We start from the raw sequence: 21,469 nt of genomic DNA, 5'->3' as shown, positions 1-21,469 counted from the left end.
TGGCGGTATTTACACCGCCGCCTGTTCAAGTACGTGTAGTTCTTTTTGATCCGGTGTGTTTTGAATTGTGCATGTCACACCACGTTCAACCAGTCGCTCAAAAGCACTAATATCACTTGCATTTACAGACACTGTTTTAGTTATCTGTTTCTTACCTTCATGAAAATGCATATTGCCGACATTACAGTGAGTAATCGGCACGTTGCCCTCAACTAAACGCGCAACGTCATTCGGGTTATTACATAAAATAAAGATTTTTTGCTTCGGCGAAGCTTTGCTAATAACCTCAATCGTCTTATCGATAGAGAAAAAACGAACAGCATATTCACCACCTGCAGAGGCTTTCATGCCTGCTTGCATAAAAGCGGCATTCGGGCCTTCAGCCGCATCATCATTGGCAACTAAAATAAGATTAGCTTCAGTGTGTTTACCCCAGGTAATGCGAATTTGACCATGTAGCAGACGTTCGTCAATGCGGGTCCAAACAATATTAGGTGCAGTCATAATAGTTATCCCTAGTGTTAATAATTAAAGTTCATGTTGATGAATAGTTACGCCTTGTACAACTCGGTTTACCTCTCCAGTTGGACAAGGATTATCAGGCGTATTACCCAGCGCTAGTGCACGATGAAATGAATACATTTGCGCAAATAGCATATATGGAAATAAAAGCCCTACATCTGATGCTGTATCCATTTCAGGTACATAGATAAAATCACCAGAAATCACTTGCTCATCCTTTTGTGCCGTTATTGCAATTACCTTACTGGCGATCTTATCGCGACGTAATTCACTTAAAAGATCAAGATCATATTTTCGGGTGTATGGATTATTAGAAATAAACACCACGATTAATGTTTTCGAATTTACAATCGATTTTGGACCATGGCGGAAACCTAACGGTGAATCAAAACATGCCACAACTTTACCCGCAGTTAATTCAAGTAATTTCAATGCCGATTCTTGGGCTAAGCCCTGCAAACCACCACTACCTAAATAAATAACTCGTTCAAAATCAATATCAGCTATTTTACTTACATTTGTATTAATTTCTTTGATCAACCCCTCAGAACACTTACAAAGTCTTTCGATTTCTTTCGAATGCTCATTGGTAGTTGACAAAATCGAAAAGCAAGCCAGCATCATCGAAGAAAAACTTGAAGTCATCGCAAAAGATTTATCATTGGTTTCGGCTGGCATCAGTAATGACAACGATTTATTATCCGCCGCACTATTTTTATAAAGCTGACCTTCATTATTACAAGTTAATACCAGGTGATAGCAAGTTGTTAAACACTGGTTGGCCAGATCAACAGCAGCAACACTTTCAGGGCTATTACCTGAACGTGCAAATGACACAACTAGCGTTGGTAAGTCTTCCGCAAAATATTGGTAAGGATTTGACACGATATCAGTACTAGCAAGTGCTTCAACACGACGTCCGGTATCTTTTGACAGTTCAGCAGCTAATGCTTGACCAGCAAAAGCTGAAGTGCCCGCTCCAGTCAATACAATGCGCAGATCTTTATGAGAAAGTACTTTTGCCATAAATAAGTCAATGGCTTTTTTGTTTGCCTGGACAATGTCCTGTGTTTTGCGCCAGCACATTGGTTGCTGCTCAATTTCTTTTGCAGTCCAAAAACCACTGAAACCTTCTAACTCTTTTTCTGCGTAACCCAAATATTGATTCATAATATATTCCTTAACCTTTACTTTGTTTGCAAGCTACCGCGTAGCTGCGTAATACTTGCTGAATTTTATCTAACACTAAACTCTTCGGATCTGAAACTAACAGCCCTTCACGTACAGCTTTAAATTGCTCTGGTAAATATTGGCTTAATAATGGAAGTGGTATTCCAGTACGCGATAAGTTGCCGAATAACTTTTCTTGTGCAGTCTGGATACCCTGGTCTGGCCAGTAATAACGGATGCGGTCACTGAAACTGTAAGTACGAGCAAAACGTTGCTGTGCTTCAGTACCGTGATAATATTTTTCCCAATACCCAGGTGCATCACACATCTGCTGTTCAACTACATCTCTCAAGTTAGAACAATGTGCTTTAACAACAAACTGCTCTTCGATATCACATAGGCTAAAAAGTGCTTCGCGCATTGCGAAAGTAAGTTGAGGGCCTACTTTTAAGATTGCGAAATGTCCTTCAACCAATGCTTTATAAGCTTTATCTGTTTGATAATCGGTAGAATGAGCTTCAAAAGCAAGGTGGTCATAATCATTAACCACAGCACTCAATTGCTGAGCTTTTTCCGGGCAAAAATCAATAACGCCTGTGTGATCAAATTCAACACCAGGTTGAACAACTAAACCGATAACACGAGACCAGCAATCAGAAACGCCAGCTTTAGCAAATGCTTCTTTATGACAAGAGATTGTTTTGTGAGCAGCTTCAGGAGAAGTAACTTCAAGCTCTTCAAGCTCTTCAGCAGCACCGCCTGGAACGGGAACTTCTGTACCGACAACATAAACAAGATCGCTACTGCCAAAGGTTTTAAGTGCAGTGCTTTCGGCAATTTTTGCTAATCGAGCTGCACGTTCTGCAACCACTTCATCAGATAAAGGGGTTGGATCGTCAAGACAAGACATGCTGCAATCGAGGTGAATTTTTTTAAAACCAGCGGCTACGTAAGCTGCAATAAGATCATCAGCTTTGTCCATCGCTTCTTGAGAAGATAGGTCCTGCCAGCGGTTAGGTCCGAGATGGTCCCCGCCTAGAATAAGGTTTTCGGTTGGGAATTTAACTGACTCAGCCAGCTCTAATACGAAATTTCTAAAATCAACAGGTGTCATACCTGTATAGCCACCAAATTGATCAACTTGGTTGGAGGTCGCTTCAATCAATAATAAAGAATCATCATTTAACGCCTGTCTAAGAGCGGCTTCAATAACAAGCGGATGAGCTGAACAAACAGAATAAATACCGTTATTTCCGCCTGTTTTATTACGTTTAATGAGGTTTTGAAGGGTGTTCATATACTAACTCCACAGTTAACATTTAGAATGCAGCTATGGAGTTAATTAATCAGCGGTCTAGCGGTCTTTTTCTACTACAATAACTTCAACTTTCATATCGCGGAGACTTTGTAAGTATTCTTCCGGAATATCTGCATCGGTTACTAAGATATCAATATCTCCGAACTCACGAATCATATGACAGCTTCGTTTACCAAACTTGGTAGAATCGGCAACTGCAATAACTTGTTCAGAAATCTTACACATTAAGCGGTTAAGACTTGCTTCCTGCTCATTATGTGTAGTGATACCAGCTCTTAAATCAAAACCATCAACACCTAAAAAAACTTTGTCGAAACGATAATTTTTTAGACTGTTTTCGGCTTGCGAGCCAGAAAAAGAGAGTGCATTCTTACGAAGCACACCACCAGACATCAAAACCTCTATTCCCGAGGCCGATGCCAACTCCATTGCTACATCCAGACCATTAGTCATTACCACTACATTATTTAACGATTTTAAGTTAGATGCGATTTCTCGCGTAGTAGTACCTGAATCCAGAATAACTGTGTCACCATTCTTAACCAGTTTAGCTGCAGCCCTACCGATAAAAGATTTAACGCCAGCATTTTGACGACGTTTTTCATTTACGGTTAGCTCAGCTATTACACCTGAATTTGGAATTACGGCACCATGAGAACGAATCACATAGCCATTTCTTTCCAAAAAACTCAGATCACTGCGAATAGTGACACTTGAGACATTAAATTGAGCAGCAAGGTCCTCTACCCGGGCTTTACCATCTTGGTTAACCACATTGACGATTTCCGTGCGCCTTTCTATAGCACTTTTCACTTTGCCTTGTCTCCTTACAAAACCAGTGAAATCTCTTTCAGTTGGTTTCGGTATAGTTTACACTTAATTATAAAAGCAGCAAGGTGAAAATCAAAAAAACTTTCAATTTCTTTCAAACACCTTCAATTACCACTCTTGCTCTTGCGTAACATTACGCATTAACCACTATAATATACTTAGAACGCAATATTACCAAATTTAAAACTTACATTTTTGATACAGATTTCACTTTATAGTTATTTCCGAATATATTATAACCTACATTGTTCTTCACTTGCCTTCAAAAGTTTACTTTTACTTTCTTTTTTGTGATCAAAAAGCTAGTCAACAACGTTTCGATCGCTTACGATATGAAACATATTAGCAAGAACAACTACCGTTACAATTAAAAATGAAGAAGATATAAATTTTTTTCTTCATTTATTGTTAAATTTTCACATGTTTCATTTCCTGGAGTTGATTATGTCAATTACCCGTCGCGATATGCTTAAAGGAATGGCTGCTACAAGTGCCGTAGTAGCAACGACTTTAACCGCTGGATGCAGCACATCTACAGTCACAAGTAACACAGCTAAAAATACTGAAAAACCGGCTAAAAAACCTAATTTGTTAATTATATTTCCTGATGAATTGCGCACTCAGGCATTAGGGTTTATGAAGCAGGATCCATCACAAACACCTAATCTAAATAAATTTGCAAAACAAAGTGTTGTACTTAAACAAGCTGTTTCTAATTATCCGCTGTGTACCCCTTTCCGTGGCATGTTAATGACAGGGCAATATCCAACCCGTAATGGTATACAAGGTAATAGTCATACCCCAATGCCAGGTAAATTTGGTGGCAGTGATTTTGGTATTGAACTAAATAAAAATGCACTGACTTGGTCTGATATTATGAAAGATCAAGGATATAGCATGGGTTACATCGGCAAGTGGCATCTCGATGCACCGGAAGCGCCATTTGTACCAAGCTACAACAACCCGATGGAAGGACGTTACTGGAATGACTGGACCGCTCCGGATCGCCGTCATGGTTTTGATTTCTGGTATTCCTATGGTACCTATGACAAACATCTCAACCCGATCTACTGGACCAATGATACGCCACGCGACAAACCGCTAAAAATCAATCAATGGAGTCCTGAGCACGAAGCGGATATTGCAATTAAATATCTGCAAAACCAAGATGGTAAATATCGTGATAACGACAAGCCATTTAGTTTAGTCGTATCGATGAATCCCCCTCATTCACCTTACGACCAGGTTCCGCAAAAATACCTGGATAAGTTTGCAGGTGAAACTTCTGAAAGTCTCAATACGCGACCTAACATACAGTGGGATAAAGAATATACAGAAGGTTACGGGCCTAAATACTTTAAAGAATATATGGCCATGGTACACGGTGTTGATGAGCAGTTTGGTCGTATTATTGATGAACTGGATCGTCTGCAACTGGCTGAAGATACGCTGGTTGTGTTCTTCTCGGATCACGGTAGCTGTCTCGGCGCAAATGGTAAACCGACAAAAAACACCCATTATGAAGAAGCGATGCGCATACCTATGATCTTCCGTTGGCCTGGAACACTAACAGCACAAGAAAATGACATCTTATTTTCTGCCCCGGACATCTACCCGACAATGTTAGGTCTGATGGGGATGAGTGAGCTGATTCCGGATACTGTTGAAGGTACCAACTTCGCAAATACAGTAAAAGGGATCAAAGGTGATAAACAGCCAACTTCGCAATTCTATACATTTACACCATACGGTGCACAATCTTATGGCCGTCGCGGTGTAAGAACAGATCGTTATACGCTGGTTGTGGATCGTAAAATTGCGAAACCATTGAGTTACGTATTACATGACAATCAAACCGACCCTTATCAGATGAGTAACATTGCCGAAGCTAATGAACCACTAATCCACCAGCTGATTGAAGAAGAGTTAATGCCTTGGCTTGAACATACTGGCGATCCTTGGCGTCCGACTGAAGTACCTCAAAGCGTAATGAATGCTTATACCTAGTGCAGTCAGTCACTGCGCGCAGTACTTATTATTCATATAAGTACTGCGCCATGCGGGCGCCAAACAGAACACTGAAGTTAGTACCCACTTTCTACAATTACTAATCATACGAAGGTATTATGAAAAAATTAACTCCCCTTGCTCTGGTCTGTGCATTGGCATTATCCGGTTGTAATTTATTTGCCAGCAGCACAAGCAATTATCAGGATCTGGATCCGAATAAGCTGATCGCCGAACAAGGTACACTGCTTTACAGTGATGACTTTAGCCAAGATATGCAACAGTGGGTAATTGAAAAAACGGATAAAACGCAAGTAACTATTATCGATCAAGCCCTGGATATGGATGATGGCGCGGGTGTTACTGTGTGGTTTAAACATGCTATTAGCACCCCTTCGGTCATTGAATTTAACGGTACCGTTGTAGTAAATGGCGGAGCTAATGATCGTGGTACCGACTTTAACTTCTTCTGGATGGCGGAGGAGCCTGGTAGCAGCGATTTCTTTGCCAAGTCCAAATGGCGTGGCGGTGATATGCGCAAATATGATCCGATGCAGCTGTATTACATAGGTTACGGTGCCAACGAAAACTCCACCACACGTTACCGTCGCTATCCTGGCGATGGCACTCGCCCGCTACTGCCTGAATATGACGTTACAGACCCGCAATTTATGAATGTACCTAATCAGGCCACTAACATAAAAATTATCAGTTTAGATGATGTCACCCTGATCTATAGTAATGACAATCTGCTCTATCAGATCCGTGATGACGCACCGTTCAGATCGGGTATGTTTGGCTTCCGCACCTGGAAGAGCCACTTACGTGCCGATGATTTTAAAGTTTACCAGTTAAATTAATCCGTTATACCAAATGCATTAAAGATGTGAGCTTGTATTGCGCAGGAAAAATTAACACTAGCAAGGCATGAGTTGCAGGAAGTAGTTATTCTCCTTTCAAAACTCATAACGCAGATAGAGTAAATTTTAACCAGCAAGACTGTTCTCCTTTTTGATGCGTTTGCTATTGTTATTCCCCAATTAACATGAGGTTTGTATGTCCATTTCCAGACGTAATTTCATGAAAGGTTTTGCAGGCGCAGCTGCGACCACTGCTGCTTCTACATTACTTACCAGTAATGCAGCAAATGCGACACCTTCCATCCCGCCTAAGGGTAAAGTAAAAAATATTCTTATTATCACAGCCGATCAACTGTCTCGTCATGCGGTTGGTGGTTACGGTAATAAAGAAGTACAAACACCTTCTATTGACAGCATCATTAATAAAGGTACTAAATTCAATGCGGCTTATACAGCCTATCCATTATGCGGGCCGTCACGAGCGTCATTCTGGACAGGTCGTCTGCCTCACCAAAATGGTGTGCATGGCAATAACAGTCCAAATATCCCATCAACTATGCCGACGCTAGGCACGCTTTTTAGCGAAGCCGGTTATGAGGCTGTACACTTTGGTAAAAAGCATGATTTTGGTTCACTTAAAGGCTTTAATTGTGCAGAGCAGATTGAAATAGAGATCGATGCGCCTGATGCCTTCCCGGTTAACTATGACTCACGGGAAGATATTTATGCTGAGCAAAAAAGCGTTGAGTTTTTAAATAAAAAACATGATAAGCCATTTATTATGGCCGTTGATTTTAATAATCCACATAATATCTGTGGCTGGGTAGGTGCGTTTGAAAACCAACGCGGTGATATCCCGGGCATTGGCCCACTGCCGCCGTTGCGGGCAAATTTTGAAAACTTGGATCCGATCACCAATCGTCCAAAAGCAATTCAATACTTATGCTGCACGCACCACCGCATGCACCAAGCAGCCCATTGGAAGGATCTAAACTATCAGCAGTACCTTGCCGCTTATTACCACTATACTAAGGTAGCAGATGACAGCATTACCAAGGTACTGAATGCCTTAACTAAATCAGATGCTGCTGATAATACCCTAGTGGTCTTTTTCAGTGATCATGGCGATGCCATGGGCAGTCACAGACAGGTCACCAAGTATAACTTCTTCTACGAAGAAGCCACCAATGTGCCGTTTGTACTGGCAGGTCCGGGGATCCCAAGTGGCGGGAGCAACAGTGATCTGGTTTCCCTGTGCGATCTGGTGCCAACCCTGTGTGATTATGCCGACATTGCGCCGCCTGCTGATTTGTATGGCCGCAGTGTACTACCGTTATTGCGCGGAGAAACGCCGGCAGACTGGCGTGATGCCATTGTCAGTCAATGGTATACCAGCCGTGAAAAGACCGTACAACCTTCACGTATGTACCGCACCAAAACCCATAAATACACGGTATATCAGGAAGGCGGCGAAGAGTTATTTGACTTAATAGCCGATCCCGGTGAAAGGTTAAATCTGGCCAACGATCCTGCGCATAGCGCGTTATTGGCAGAATACCGAGAGAAATTCACAACTTATACTCATGAATATATCGACCCGTTCACCACTCAGGCGGTGCGCGTAGATCCAGAATGGCGCGATCATAAACCTGGTTACCAAAATCATGAAGGTGCCTGTTCCATCGATCAGTACCTTGCAGAGAAAAAAGCCAAATTGGCTGCTGAAGGTGCAACCGGCCATTAATTAATGGTAGCGCTTAAGATATAAATAAAACCCTGTCGGCTAACGCTGAGAGGGTTTTTTTATGCCTATAGCAGCAAGATATCAATTGCTCACAATAACGAGTCTCAAATGATAAAAAAAACGCTATTGCTCCCTTTTTTACTTTATCCGCCGGCGCCGTATGCGGCTACTTCTACAGTAAATAAAGATAACCTCGTGGAGATAAAGCAACGCTACAATATACAAACAGGTATCCGCGCCGGCGATCAGTTAATTGATAATATGCTTCCGGTCGGCAGTCAGGGAGAGGGGTATCAGATCTATAAAGATCTGCATAATCTTTATAAAGGCAAGCCCAGTTACCGCTTTACAATGCAGGATAATCAAAAAACCAGGGTGGAACTATCGGCCCTGTTTGTGACCGATAAAGATATTGCGGCGCTTTCTCCTAAGCAGGTAGAAGAGCTGATAAATGCCAAATCGCTTTATCATTACGGCCAGGGGAAATCGACCCGTAACGGGGATACCTGGGTTTATAAATACGGATTATTGCTCCCCAAAGAGACAAACAGTCAATCTCAAGGCATTATTTCACAATGGCACGGCATTCCCGATCGCACAAGCGTGTTATCTCCTGATGGAAAAATAACAAACTATTCGCTCAGCGAATTTAATTCCAGCATATTGACTAAGATGTATTTTAAAAAGGATAAAGGTATAGATATCGGTACAGGCAAAGCCAATGGTTATTTTGTGGACCAGGGGGGTTATCCACCTGTTGCATTAAAGATTGCTGATGGCTACCTGTATGTATCTATCCGTTCTGATAGTAAGCGTATTAGCGATAAAACAGATAGAGTCAATCTTAAGCCGGCAGATTCAGGGCCAAAACAAAGTCGCAAACAGAGCAAAACTGTCTCTATCCCCTACACTTTCCCTTTAGCTGAGATACCGAAAGAGCAGTGGCTCGATTTAAAATGGGAGATCACCTGGTCTGAGTTTTATCCTGGCAATGAAAATAATCACAAGGGAGAAAAGGCAACTGAAGGGACTGTTAAATTATGGATTGATAACAAGCAAGTACTTAATTGGCAAGGTATTGTAGGTAATAACGACTATTACCCTCCCTATTTTAAATATGGTATTTATAAAGCAGGGGAGCACGGATTAACTATACAGCTGGCAGGTTTTGAGCAGTATAAATTAACTCGCTAACTGCTCATATAAGATATATTGCAGCAGCCGTAAAACAAAAATGCCAGCCTGATAGGCTGGCATAAAACTTAATCTATTGCAGTATTAGCTAAGGTGAGAAATCGATGGCGCCACAGAAAGGCTGTATTCTTGTCGATACCACATAATGTAGCCGCTTTCCTAATGGTCAAACCGTCAATTAAAACTTGGGCGTACAGCAGCCATTTATCACGTTTACGCAACCTAGCGAGAGGAGATTTAGTGAATGAATTACATGTCTTTAGGCAGTAAGCACATCGATATCTTGGTAGGCCATGATTTCAGCCCCAAGGCCTTAAATGAGTAGATTCGCAATGTGGGCACTTGCGTAAAGTCGCCTTAATAGTTAACACCTCTTCAGTGGAAGTTTCACAAACCTCAAGCGTATGATGAAGACGTTGTCGCTGACTTGGGGATAACTGTTTAAGCTGTTGTAAGAACGGAATAAATTGTTGTTCATTCATGAGTGTAACCCTGCATCGCTATTTACACATGAATTAAGTATGGTCGATTTACAACAGTTTACTCAGACATAGCCAATAAAAACGTCATGAATCTTCATCTCAAACAAATATCGCAAGTAACTGAAAAAGGACGCCATGCTTTTGTCGTGATGGATGGTGCTGGGTGGCATACCGATGATGTAGCCGATGACTTTGGCAATGTCAGTGTCCTCAAACTTCCACCCTATTCTCCAGAGTTGAACCCAATCGAACAGGTATGGATCTGGATGAGACAACACTGTTTAGCGAATCAAGCTTTCAATGATTATAACTATATTGTTGATAAAGTTTGCGCTGCTTGGAATCAATTTTTAGAAAGTAGCCAAAGGGTAGCAAAATGTGTTCAAGAGATTGGATCCAACTAATCAGTTAATTTTACAGATTGGTATAATGCAAGCAGGGCCCCCGTGATAACGGTAAGTAACTCAGGTATCAGCTGAGATAGCTTTAGGCTCGTTAGGGATAGCAATGAATTCATCAGTCTCATTGACGGAAGTCGCTTGTTTACACCAATTATGGGAGGTTGAATCAGCAGTGTTTAATGCCGTTTTGATTTGCCTCGATGAATAATATTGAGATAGTTCAACTGTTTTATCTTTTTAGTGGTGAGGTGTTTTTTCTCTGGGATATTTACGGGTTAAGCGCCCATTGTTGAAATTCAGATGCAAGACTGCTGAGTTTATTTTGATTTGTCATATTGCTAACTTCAATTTGGAATTGGGTTAGTGCGGCCTTTTGCCCGAATTGATCAACAAGGCCGCAAATAAAACAAAAAATGCAGAGGCTGAATTGATTAAGTCAGAGCCATAACACCCAGCTATTTAGTGCCATCGGCTCGGTAATACGCATTTGGCCTCAGCCTTAGGCACGCACTCGTTGAACAATCAATCCTCGTTAAATTCAGCACTATGTAACGAGATATTAACCTTTTAAACTAAATTATCATCTAATTAAGATTACAATTCGAGATAAGATACAATCTTATTTTCTATGGCTTCTGCCCAAATTTGATAACCTTTTGCATTTGGATGCAAAAGATCTGGCATGATATCTTCGTGGAGCATACCGTCCCCATCAAGAAAAAGCGCGTAGATATTAATATATTCAACAAAAGGATACTTTGTTGCTAGTTTTTCGATAAGAATATTTGCTTGGTTATTATTAATACGCTTTTTATCATATCTATCTTTTCCGCGAGGAAAAATGCCATGCAGTAAAATATCAGTTTTAGGGGATTGTCTATGTATTGATTGGATAATTGCTTGAATTCCATTAGTAATTTCAACAGGGGAGTCTCCATGTCCAGTATTGTTGGTACCAGCCATAAGAATGACGAGTTTTGGTGATATTTCATTAAAAATACCATTTTCAATTCGCCATAATATATTTTCAGTAGCATCCCCGCCACTACCAATATTGATAGTTTTTCGGTGAGAATAGTACTTACGCCAAATTTCGGGAGCATACCCTTTCAATGGCCAATGCTCTGTAATTGAGTCCCCGATAAAAAGTAATTTACAATCAGGCATATTTCTGGTTGCTTGAATTTGCCGACCATATTTCTCTAACCACATAACAATATGGTCTTCGTAATTTGGATTGTCAGAACGAATAACCGGTATCGTTGATTTACTACGTACCATTCTTTCTTTTTTACTTTTAAAGGGTAGTTTCTGTGAGTTTTCACTCACAGACTTCACATCAAAATTTTCTACATTTAACTCTGCAGCTTGACTAAAAACAGAGACAAATAATAGGAAGGTGGCCAATAAAGCCAAAAGCCCAGTTAACCTCTTGATTATTAACATTTATTCTACCTTGATAAATTAAAACTTACTGATTAATAATAAATAGATGGTGGCAAAAAGATCTACTTAAACTGAATTCTAATAAATAGTATGCGTAATTTAATCGAAGAAATATTAACGTGACATTTCACGCCATATACTTTTCTTATATCACGGATTAAACAACCATACATTTATACATATAGTCACAGTTTCACATTAGCTAATGCTTCTCCCACTTGTCCGTTGTCGCAACGCAAGCTCAATTTGCCACTCAACAGTTGCTTGTATCTATTCAGCTGGCGGGTTTTGAGCAGTATAAGTTAACTCGCTAACTGCTCATATGGCGTTTCTGATTACAAACAAAAAAGCCCTAGCAGTTAACTGACAGGACTTATCTTAACTGCAACTTATACTATCGATTTACTCAACGGATTCATGGTTAACTTTATATCTAATTTATTAATATATTGTTTAAAAAAAGAATCCTAGAATAAGGTTAGCCAATGATGAACTTAAATTAATTTAAGCCCATCATTGATATAAATTGAACCTAACTCTGATTAATTAAGTCAACTTATTTTACACAGCTTACAAAAAGTGGACTATCTATAGCCGCATTACCAGTTGATGAGCCCACATTATACATACGGATTATATAAGTCTTATCAATATTGTTACCTGCTATGTACTTTGTCGCAGAAGCATAAGTAACACGAGGTGTAGTATCTGTTGCTCCTGTATCATCAGTACTGACCGGCCAACCGAATACCCGACTCATATAAATATCTTTAGCAAAGGCTGTGTTATCACTATCTTTACTATCATAAGTAGATGAAATAACGTTCTTCGTTAAATTATTTAAGCTGTCAGCACCGACTATTGGAGGGTTATTATCGTAGCCTTCATCAACTGAATACATATTATTCAGATAAGTCTCTAGGGCTGATGCACTTCTTGAAAGATATCCCTCTGGTAAGTGCCATTCTCCACTATCTGTATATAAGTTACGACAAACATTCAATGCATCTTTACTGCCAGAGTTATCATGTACAAACAAAGCCCATTCGATGCCATTGATTGGTGTTGAGTGTTGAGCGGTAGGAATACTCGCACCAAAACCTGCTTGTGCTTTTAACGTTGACTCAGCAACAGTTAATGAGCGGTGGTAAGTTGCATCACCAAATTGATATGTTCTAATAGGCTCAACTGCACGTTTACTTGCATCATTAGCATCGACATATAGACCGCCATCTACATCGCTGTAGTCTGCAGCATTAGCACACTTTTCACCATGCTCAGTAGTTAAACAATATTGAACATCTTTACCAATAAAGTTACGCGCATCAAGTCCATCACCGCGGTCTACCCAGTCAAAATCGTTAGCCGTACCTTCACGAACACCAATTTTGTAAGTAACGCCAGTAAATTGAACTGTCGGGTTATCATTAGCTCCAACTTCAGCACCGTTTTGATTGCTTACGTCAACCTTCCATTCACCTGTATCCGCAGCTTCAGTGTAACCGACAACAACCGCAGTCAGTGTTTGATCATATTCCAATACACCGCTTAGTTTAATGCCCATCGGCGTTACATCAGCAGAGCACTCTTTAAGGCCAGGTGTGCCTAATGCTGTTTTTGGTGTCACACAGAAGCTAATCGTTTGACCAACATCTGCTTGAGTAAGCGGGTACTCACAAGCCTGAGCCGGTGTACACTCTGGCTGTTCAACACCTGCTACAATCCAGTTGCCAGTTGAGTCACCTTCGGAAGCCGATTCAGACTGAGTGTAGGTATAGCTGCTTACAAGCACTTCGCCAGCTTCAGCGATACCGCCAACAGACTGAACAGTCGCAACTACATCAGAAGCAACAGGAGGAACTTCCACTTTCATGGTTATATTCATAGCAGCAGAACATGCTTCAATGCCATCGCTTGGATCACCGGTTGCGGCAACAGGCGTTACACAAAAAGTAAGATCGGTATCTTCATCTGCACCTACAGCCAGATAACTGCTATCTGTTGCAGCAGAAATAGCTTCAGAATCACGTTTCCAAACGACTGTTGTTGAGCCCTCAAGATCGCCATCAGCATCAACAAAGTCATAACTACCGGTTAATGTAGCACCGACAAACGGGTCACCCGTAATCGCGGTATTCTGCGCTTCAGGAGCAGATCCCTCTTTCGCTAAAACATTAGCGGTGGCAACAGAACAGCTCTCATCACCTCGTACAGGTTGTTCCTCACTGGTTACAGGACTAACACAAAATTTAACCGCTTTACCTTCGCTTTGGTTTGCTAATAATACTAATGTCTGGGCAGATGCATCAGCAATTAAGCTGTTATCAGCATACCAGGTAAATACTGTATTACCCTCACTGATACCATCGGCATGCGTATAATCATAACTACCCGTTAAGGTATCACCAACTGTTGGCGTGACATTATCTAACTGAACATTATCTGCCACAGGTTTTTCACCTAGCACATCATTAACTACACGTGCCGCACTACAGTCTTCTTCACCAACATTACTAATAGAACCTTGTGCCACTGGGATAACACAAAACTTAACATTTTCTCCCATTAGCTCATAAGTTAATTCAAGAGTTTGTTCTGTGCTAAGTTCAGTTTCATTTTCATCGCGCCAGCTGTAAAGGCTGACACCTTCTGGACGTGCAATTGGATTCGGATCAAAATACTGGTATGCACCTTTTGCCTCAAGCCCCACATGCAATGCAGGAATGGTCATCTCACCTTTAATAATCGGCGGGTAAATATTGTTATTATCATCATTAATATCTTTATTGTCTTCTGCACCGCAGCCAGCCAAAAGAGCTACAACGGCTAACGCCAGCGTACTTTTTTTATAGTTCATATTCATATTCATCTCTACTTTTGCATTGTTGTCTTTAAGCATCAAAACTAGGCATATACCCAGGCCACTTTCTTCTCGCCTGACTTACAGACGCTAAACGAAAATTCGTATCTGCAAGTGGTTTGGGTATCGATTAGCCACATTCAAAAATGTAAACACAAGGTTTCGAACCCTTTCGATACTAATATAAACCGCCCTAACAACCTTTGTAAGCTTTCGCTATTGATTTTGTGATCTAGCAAGCGAAAGAATACAAAAACAAGTCAGCGACCAAACGAAACCAAACAAAACGCCTCGAGTGAGGCGTTTTTATTCTGACGAATTATGCCGGGTCCATATCGATCTGCACCGGAATACCATCTATACAATTAACCGTCACAACAGTTCTGGCTCCCTTGCGCTTAACCGCTACATTATCCATTGGCGAAGCAAGCTTCCAGGCACCTTTCAAGGTAACAGAGACCGGCACAACCTGGCTTAAGGTGTGTTTTTCCATATTCAGATCTGGATTTGCCACACTCATCTCCAGCTTATCCGCACTGCCTTTAACCATCACCACAGAGGAGGTACTGATCGAACGTACCCATTGATCTGATGTTCTGACAAAGGTAAATGCGGTATAGCCGGTAACACCCGTTGTTTTATCACGCACGATATGTGCAGCACCATCTTGACGAATAATCTCATAGGGACGACTTTCCTCTTCCTGCATCTGCTCAGCAAGCTGCTGCATTTTTTCCGGTGTCGCATCTAACGTAATGATATATTCATACTCGCCGCCGCTTGGCGCATTACCGTGATCAATCCAGGCAGAAGCAAAGTTGCCAAAGGTTGGTTGTTTTTTCTGATTGTCGCGAGATTCCTGCTCCTGACGACGTACATTAACTTCGCCCCCTTTCACCACATAATAACCATTACCCATACCGTCAATAAGCCAGTCGCCCTTTTCCAACTGAGCTTCAAACGGGAACTCATTGATCAACTGACCATTTAGCCATAATGGCTGGGTTTTATCTGTTAGACCATACTGGAACAGGGTAGTTTCAGTCGGGAACTTACTATTACTGTTAGTAATATTAGAGCCAACCAAAACTAAACGATCCTCAAAACTAAAGACTGACTTCTTCGCAGTAAAGCTTGGATCAATAAAATCAGGCCATTTATCAGGATTCTCTAAAGTGAAACCGAATGCACCATATTTCCCTTTCAGATCCGTAGCACCACTGAAACGGGAGTCATTGAGTAACATCGTTGTATGTTTGCGCGGTGCCTCTAACTTTTCCCAAGGTAAATGAATGGTCGTAGCACCCGGCATACGGTTCCAATCCCAGCCGTTTTCATCATAACCAAACTCTTTTTCCGCACCCCATTTCTGGATCTGTACTGAACCATGGCTCTGATAACGACCATAACGGTTGGCATTATGATATATCTCAGATGACCAGACATAACGGTTAAACCCTTTCATGGTGACCATTTTATCGTTATGACGATAGATGCCCATTGCCGCATAGTTAAAGGTGTAAGCGCCCTGAGGGTGACTTTCTGCTGTAAATTGCTGACTTAAATCGCTTTTCGCCTTTTTAGGCTGCTCTTCAAGCAGACGTAAATAAGCCTCTGCCAACTCCTTATCCACGCCAGAACCATCAACACCCGCAAGGGCTAACCAGCGATAACCTTCAGTAACTTTTTTCAAGCTCACATTAAAGAAAGGACGACGACCATTGGTACCGACACCAGGGTTGGGATTACTGTAAACCCGCGCCGCAAGCATAACCTTTTTCAGGTACTGACGGGCAGGCTCACTCAACTCAAAAGAGCTGTCACTTAACAGATAAGCGATATTCGCAGCGGACTTAAATGCGGCAAACGAATAACCGGGGTAGTTACCTTTATGTCGGAACGCGGTACCATCCGGGCGGAAGCCGTCACCGTAACCTACAGGCGTCTGTTCCATATTACCTGAGATAAATTTAGCAAACTTATGCATCAAAGCAACCTGTCGGTCTTCCCCCTCCTCCGTTAATAACATAGCAATATGGGCAAGAGCCAGGGTATTATAGTAATCCATATCCGAACTCTTCGGGCCGACTCTCATATCAAAACCACGCTCTTTAAACTCACGTGCATACCAGAGTAATGATGCATGGATAGGTTTTAATAAACCTGCTTCATGTAGAGGCTTTTCCATCAGCAACATAGATGAGTACCAACTACGACCTGAATATCCCCAGTGATGGGTTGCCACTAATGAACTACCGTGAGTAAAGCCCTGGTCTAACAGATGCTCTGACATCAGCAGATACTTATCCAGCATCTCCTGGCGTATTTCTGCATCGTCACTGTTATTCCAAACCTGCGCTATTTTTTCCATCAGCTCAACGTATTTACGCAGATTCACATATTCATGGACTAAATGCTTATCTTGTTCGCTAAGTCTCTCTTTCTGATAGATGGTTAACTGTTTCTTGGTAACCAGATGCGCCCCGCTGATAACCCCATCTTCTTTTTTAAGGTTATAAGCCTGGTATTTTTTGCGAATACTTTTTACCATTTTTTTTGATGCTTTAAAATCTGCAAGATAATAATCCAACAGACCCTGTTTAACCTTAGCAAGAGAAGCTACCTCTTCAGCTGTCGCGGCTGGTAACTGCTCAGGCAGTTCATAATCAATTTCCGGCACAGTCTCCGCCGTTTTCACATGGTTATCAGACCATTGATAACGGTAATCATCAATACTGACCATCAGACGGTCAATATATATTTTGCCGGCTTCAGATGCATTCTCGACAGTAAGCGTCAGCCCGTCCATCTCAGCTGAAGTCATACCCTGCATATCACGATGGAAGGCCACTCCTGGTGAACGCCAGCCAGTGAAGTTCAACTTCATGGTAAATTCACTGCCTGAGCCGAACTCGAATTTCAACTCTCCATCACTGGCTTTTTCATTGTAGATCCAGCCAGAAAATACGGTCCATGATTTACGGCCATAAGCCTGAAAAGCTTCTTTAGGCGTGTAGTAATATAATTTTTTATCTAAGGTTAAGCTATCACCCGGCTGCCAGTCCCACTCCAGAGACTGTTTACCATTAATAAAACGTTTGTCTGTTAATTTAATTTGTGAGGTTTCTGACGCACTGATAAATTCAGGCAGCAGCTCTTCTTCAAAAGAGATGATCTGCGCCTGCATCGGATCACGCTGCTTAACTTCAACAACAGCTTCTTGAGCTGCGACTTCTACAACAGGCTCTTGAGCTGTGACTTCAATCGCATTTGCAACTGGAGCAGCTGCAGTTACAGCTTTTGTCTCTGCTAGCACATTATTAGTAAGTAACAGGGAAACTGCTACTGCGAGTGCTTTCTTTTTATTCATGCTTACATTATGAATCATGCCATTTTCCTTCTGAGTAGCCGATTAAGGTTTTATTAACCGACTTCTTCTTAATATAACGGGCCGCGGATAAGCGGCCCAATCGTTCAGTTATCAAGCCCGGATCAGTTCAAGCGCAACGCTCTCTGCTCGTACCGTGGTTACTTTAAGCAAGGTGCTGCCATTACTTTGCACCTTAAGCGTGGTTCCCTCTGGTAATTGCGTGCGGGCTTGCCACTTACCCTGCAGGATAAGTGTGCTAACCACTGGCTGAGACGGATTATCCTTCCATTTACGTGAGTAAATACTGACCTCTTTCTGCCCCCCATTATCATCATACTGGCTCAGATCTTTGCCCTGATAGAGATTAAGATCAGGGTTGACAATTACCATTGACAGCTGAGTATTCTCTTGCTGTGTCATCACCATAAGCGGCACATCGATCTCTTGAATCAGCGCATCCTTGCTCAGCTGCGTCGGCTCAAAAAATGCGTAGGCTTTGCTGTTGCTGGCACGATCCCAGACAATGTGGGCTTGATTATCAAATTTCTCCACCCGGTAAGGGCGCAGTTGATCCGATGCCAATTGCTGAGCATACTTTTCAGCCTGTTGCGCATTACTATCAACTAAAACAGCATATTCATAGCGGCCGGCTTGCGGCGCTTTACCGTGATCAATCACCGCAGTAACAAACTGCCCCGATGTCGCGTTGCTGTTTTTCTGATTGAGTGAGCTTTGTTGGCCAGCTGACAACTGCAGCACAGCATCTCCGGGAACAAAATAGGCGTTGTTATCCGGATCAAGCAGCATATTAATCTTGCGCTTTTCAGTTACCGTCAGGTTCTCACCATTAAGCAGCACAGTGCCGTTTAATAAAGCCTGATCTGTATCGGAACGAAGCGCATGCTGGAACAGAGTCGTCTGCGTCGGATAACGGCCATCTTGCGTTTTAATGCCGGAGCCTAACGCGATAATTCGATTATCAAAGAAGAACACCGATTTATTAGCTGCAAAGCTGGCATCGTATTTAGAATGCCCCTGCAGCTTGATCGCAAACATGCCGTTTCCGCCATCACTTAACGCGCCGGAATAGCTCTGCGCAGACATCAGCATCTCTTCTAAGCCACTGAAGGCATCGACATTTCTCAGCTTTGCCTGCAACTGCTCGAAAGGTAACTGCAGCGCAGTTGTACCCGGCCAGCGATTCCAATTCCAGCCATCATGACTGAAAGCACGCTGACTGCCGTCTTCTTTCATGATTTCTAACTGGCCATAATTGATATAACGGCCATAACGGTTAGCATTGGCATAGCTTTCATTACCCACTAAATAACGGCTGAAACCACGCGCTGCAGCAACCCAACCATCACGACGTTGAATGGACAGATTGGCAAAGTTCATCGCCCAGTTTCCGCTTGGTGACGCTTCCGCCTTAAAGCCATTTTTCTGTAAAAAACGACCAAACTTATCAAGTTTCGGCATCAAGCGAAGGTAACTGGCAGCCATATCTGTATCAATCGCCTGCTTACCATCGGGAGAACCAGCCATTGCCATATGCTGGAATGGCGATAAATCAATTTCCTGCTTTCCATCCGGATGACGCCCTGCAAGCGACATCAGGGTCAGGCGATCATTGCTGTACACCTCTGTCATTGCCACAGCCTGTTTAATTAGCTGATGGGCCGACGGAGAAACCGCATAAGGCGAGTGAGCCAGTACTTCAACTACTGGCGTTAAGCCTTTTACGGCCCCCTTCGCATAAGCAGGATAATGCTGTGCATGGTGAAAAATTGAACCATCGGGTTTAAAACCACCGCCCAGGCCGTGCGAAGTGGTAACCGATTTGGACAGCCAGAAACTGAACTGCTTGAGCCATGCAGCCTGTTTCTCTTCATCCGGTTGTAACAGGATACTGTACAGCATGCCGCGTAGCTGGGTATTCATTACATCAGCATTAAAGTTGGTCATTTCCGATTGCGGGCGATAAATCCGGCCGGTTGCAGAAAACCACGCCATCATGTCACTCACATCAGCCAGCAGCTCGTTTTCTTCGAGCAGATCCCGGCTAATGAAATGAGCCCGGGACAAGGCACGAACGCTATATCCCATATGGTGCGCAGTCCCTAAGCCACTGCCGGAGGTATACCCCTGATCCAGAGCATAACGAGTCAGCTTCAGATACATATCAGCCAGCTCTTGTTTATGCGCATCAGCAGGTGTTTGCTGCATCGCAATTGCCAGCTTTAACATAAACTCGCCATAACTACGCAATGTTACCCCATCAAAGAGAGTATCGAACGCTTGCTGATCCAGCAGCCCTTTATTCACCCCTTTATCAAGGAAGACTTTGAGTCTATTTTTATTTAACAGCGCTTTACCAGTGATCACATCACCCTGCTGCTTAAGTTCATAACTTGCATAGGTTTTAGCAATAGCAGTTAAATCAGCTTGCTGCTGATTGACCATAACTAAATCATCAAGCTGAGTCTTAATCGCTTTTATCGCACTGCTTTCTATCTGCTGATCCTGATAACTGCGATTAGGATCCTGTAAAAACTGATTATATCGATACAGGGCCAGCCAATGGCGGTTTGGAGCGGTGTCAGACGCCAAATTGACATAGGGAACCACTTCGTCTCGGGTCGGCCAGCGCGGATCAACCGGAATACTCAGCATCAGCTGATCAAAATAGAAGGTACCCGCCTTAATTGAAGGGGGAGCCTGAACCTGAAAGAAGTTCATTCCTTCAACAGCAATGCCCTGCATATCTTTAAATGGTATAAGCAGTTGACGCCAGCCGGTAAAGTCAAGGTTAATATCAAACCAGGCTTGCTCAGTGTTATCGGTACCAAAAACAAACTTCAGTTTTTGTTTCTGAGGCTGACTGTTATATATCCAGCCGGAAAACGTACTTTGTGACTGATCTTTTTCATTCGCAACAAATGGCTTGTAACCCACAGGCTGAGTGAATGTAAGGGTAGATTCCGGCTGATATTCCCAGGCCAGACTATGAGTGCCGTCTTTTCTGTATTGAGTTGCCAGAGAAGATCTGCTATTGAGCGAGGCTGCGATAGTATCAGGCATACCCTGCTCAAAAAGATAGATTTTCCCGCCAGGCTGCTGGTATGAATGAGTGTCATATTTTGCTGCGGAACTGCCTTTATCACTACAACCTACGGTCAATAATGCACAGAGAAGCAGCATATTAATAACAACGACTGTGTCGATAACGTTAGATGTTTTCATTTCGTTAAATCCATTAATAAA

13 protein-coding genes and 1 pseudogene are annotated in these 21,469 nt (G+C 42.3%); 5 read left to right on the top strand and 9 right to left on the bottom strand.

Features of this window, described 5'->3' with window-relative positions:
- Positions 1-9: 9 nt before the first annotated feature.
- Genes AC4GME_RS01705 through agaR form a run of 4 tightly spaced genes read right to left on the bottom strand, consistent with a single transcriptional unit; the run spans position 10 to position 3,823 of the window.
- Positions 10-504 carry a PTS sugar transporter subunit IIB gene (locus AC4GME_RS01705; protein ID WP_490377476.1) on the bottom strand — a complete coding sequence of 165 codons (495 nt, stop codon included), beginning with the start codon at positions 502-504 and terminating at the stop codon, positions 10-12.
- A gap of 24 nt (positions 505-528) precedes the next feature.
- Complete coding sequence (locus AC4GME_RS01700) at positions 529-1,692, bottom strand: SIS domain-containing protein (RefSeq protein ID WP_490377477.1); 1,164 nt, start codon at positions 1,690-1,692, stop codon at positions 529-531.
- Between the two features lie 10 nt (positions 1,693-1,702).
- Complete coding sequence (gene kbaZ, locus AC4GME_RS01695) at positions 1,703-2,989, bottom strand: tagatose-bisphosphate aldolase subunit KbaZ (protein WP_490377478.1); 1,287 nt, start codon at positions 2,987-2,989, stop codon at positions 1,703-1,705.
- Positions 2,990-3,046: 57 nt separating this feature from the next.
- Entirely contained in the window at positions 3,047-3,823 is a 777-nt protein-coding gene (agaR, locus tag AC4GME_RS01690) for a transcriptional repressor AgaR (RefSeq protein ID WP_490377479.1), read from the bottom strand.
- Positions 3,824-4,285: 462 nt separating this feature from the next.
- On the opposite strand from agaR, the gene AC4GME_RS01685 reads away from it, so the two are divergent.
- The 4 genes from AC4GME_RS01685 to AC4GME_RS01670 all read left to right on the top strand — a co-directional run bounded on the left by AC4GME_RS01685 (position 4,286) and on the right by AC4GME_RS01670 (position 9,646).
- The gene (locus AC4GME_RS01685) at positions 4,286-5,848 is read left to right on the top strand and encodes a sulfatase-like hydrolase/transferase (protein WP_490376439.1); all 1,563 of its coding nucleotides are present in this window, start codon (positions 4,286-4,288) and stop codon (positions 5,846-5,848) included.
- A gap of 119 nt (positions 5,849-5,967) precedes the next feature.
- Positions 5,968-6,708 (top strand): DUF6250 domain-containing protein, encoded by a 741-nt coding sequence (locus tag AC4GME_RS01680; RefSeq protein ID WP_490376440.1) that lies wholly within the window; start codon positions 5,968-5,970, stop codon positions 6,706-6,708.
- A 196-nt stretch (positions 6,709-6,904) separates the two neighbouring features.
- A complete protein-coding gene (locus AC4GME_RS01675; protein ID WP_490376441.1) occupies positions 6,905-8,452 on the top strand; it encodes a sulfatase family protein in 1,548 nt (515 codons plus the stop codon).
- A 108-nt stretch (positions 8,453-8,560) separates the two neighbouring features.
- A complete protein-coding gene (locus tag AC4GME_RS01670) occupies positions 8,561-9,646 on the top strand; it encodes a heparin lyase I family protein (protein WP_490376442.1) in 1,086 nt (361 codons plus the stop codon).
- Between the two features lie 80 nt (positions 9,647-9,726).
- Here AC4GME_RS01670 and AC4GME_RS01665 read toward each other — a convergent pair.
- A pseudogene (locus AC4GME_RS01665) lies at positions 9,727-10,128 on the bottom strand (transposase); the annotation flags it as partial.
- Between the two features lie 32 nt (positions 10,129-10,160).
- Here AC4GME_RS01665 and AC4GME_RS01660 point away from each other — a divergent pair.
- Positions 10,161-10,532, top strand: coding sequence for a transposase (locus tag AC4GME_RS01660; RefSeq protein WP_490376447.1), 372 nt, complete (start codon positions 10,161-10,163; stop codon positions 10,530-10,532).
- Positions 10,533-11,123: 591 nt separating this feature from the next.
- Here AC4GME_RS01660 and AC4GME_RS01655 read toward each other — a convergent pair.
- From AC4GME_RS01655 to AC4GME_RS01640, 4 genes are all read right to left on the bottom strand, one after another.
- Positions 11,124-11,642 (bottom strand): GDSL-type esterase/lipase family protein, encoded by a 519-nt coding sequence (locus AC4GME_RS01655; RefSeq protein ID WP_490376448.1) that lies wholly within the window; start codon positions 11,640-11,642, stop codon positions 11,124-11,126.
- A gap of 889 nt (positions 11,643-12,531) precedes the next feature.
- Complete coding sequence (locus AC4GME_RS01650; RefSeq protein ID WP_490376443.1) at positions 12,532-14,832, bottom strand: hypothetical protein; 2,301 nt, start codon at positions 14,830-14,832, stop codon at positions 12,532-12,534.
- A gap of 322 nt (positions 14,833-15,154) precedes the next feature.
- A complete protein-coding gene (locus AC4GME_RS01645) occupies positions 15,155-18,223 on the bottom strand; it encodes a chondroitinase family polysaccharide lyase (protein WP_490376444.1) in 3,069 nt (1,022 codons plus the stop codon).
- 93 nt (positions 18,224-18,316) lie between these two features.
- Positions 18,317-21,448: a chondroitinase family polysaccharide lyase gene (locus AC4GME_RS01640; RefSeq protein ID WP_490376445.1), complete on the bottom strand. Its 3,132-nt coding sequence runs from the start codon at positions 21,446-21,448 to the stop codon at positions 18,317-18,319.
- Between the last annotated feature and the right edge of the window lie 21 nt (positions 21,449-21,469).

The organism is Psychromonas sp. (assembly GCF_983033635.1).
Note: the sequence above shows the minus strand (reverse complement) of the source record. Positions and strands in the feature narration are given on the sequence as shown.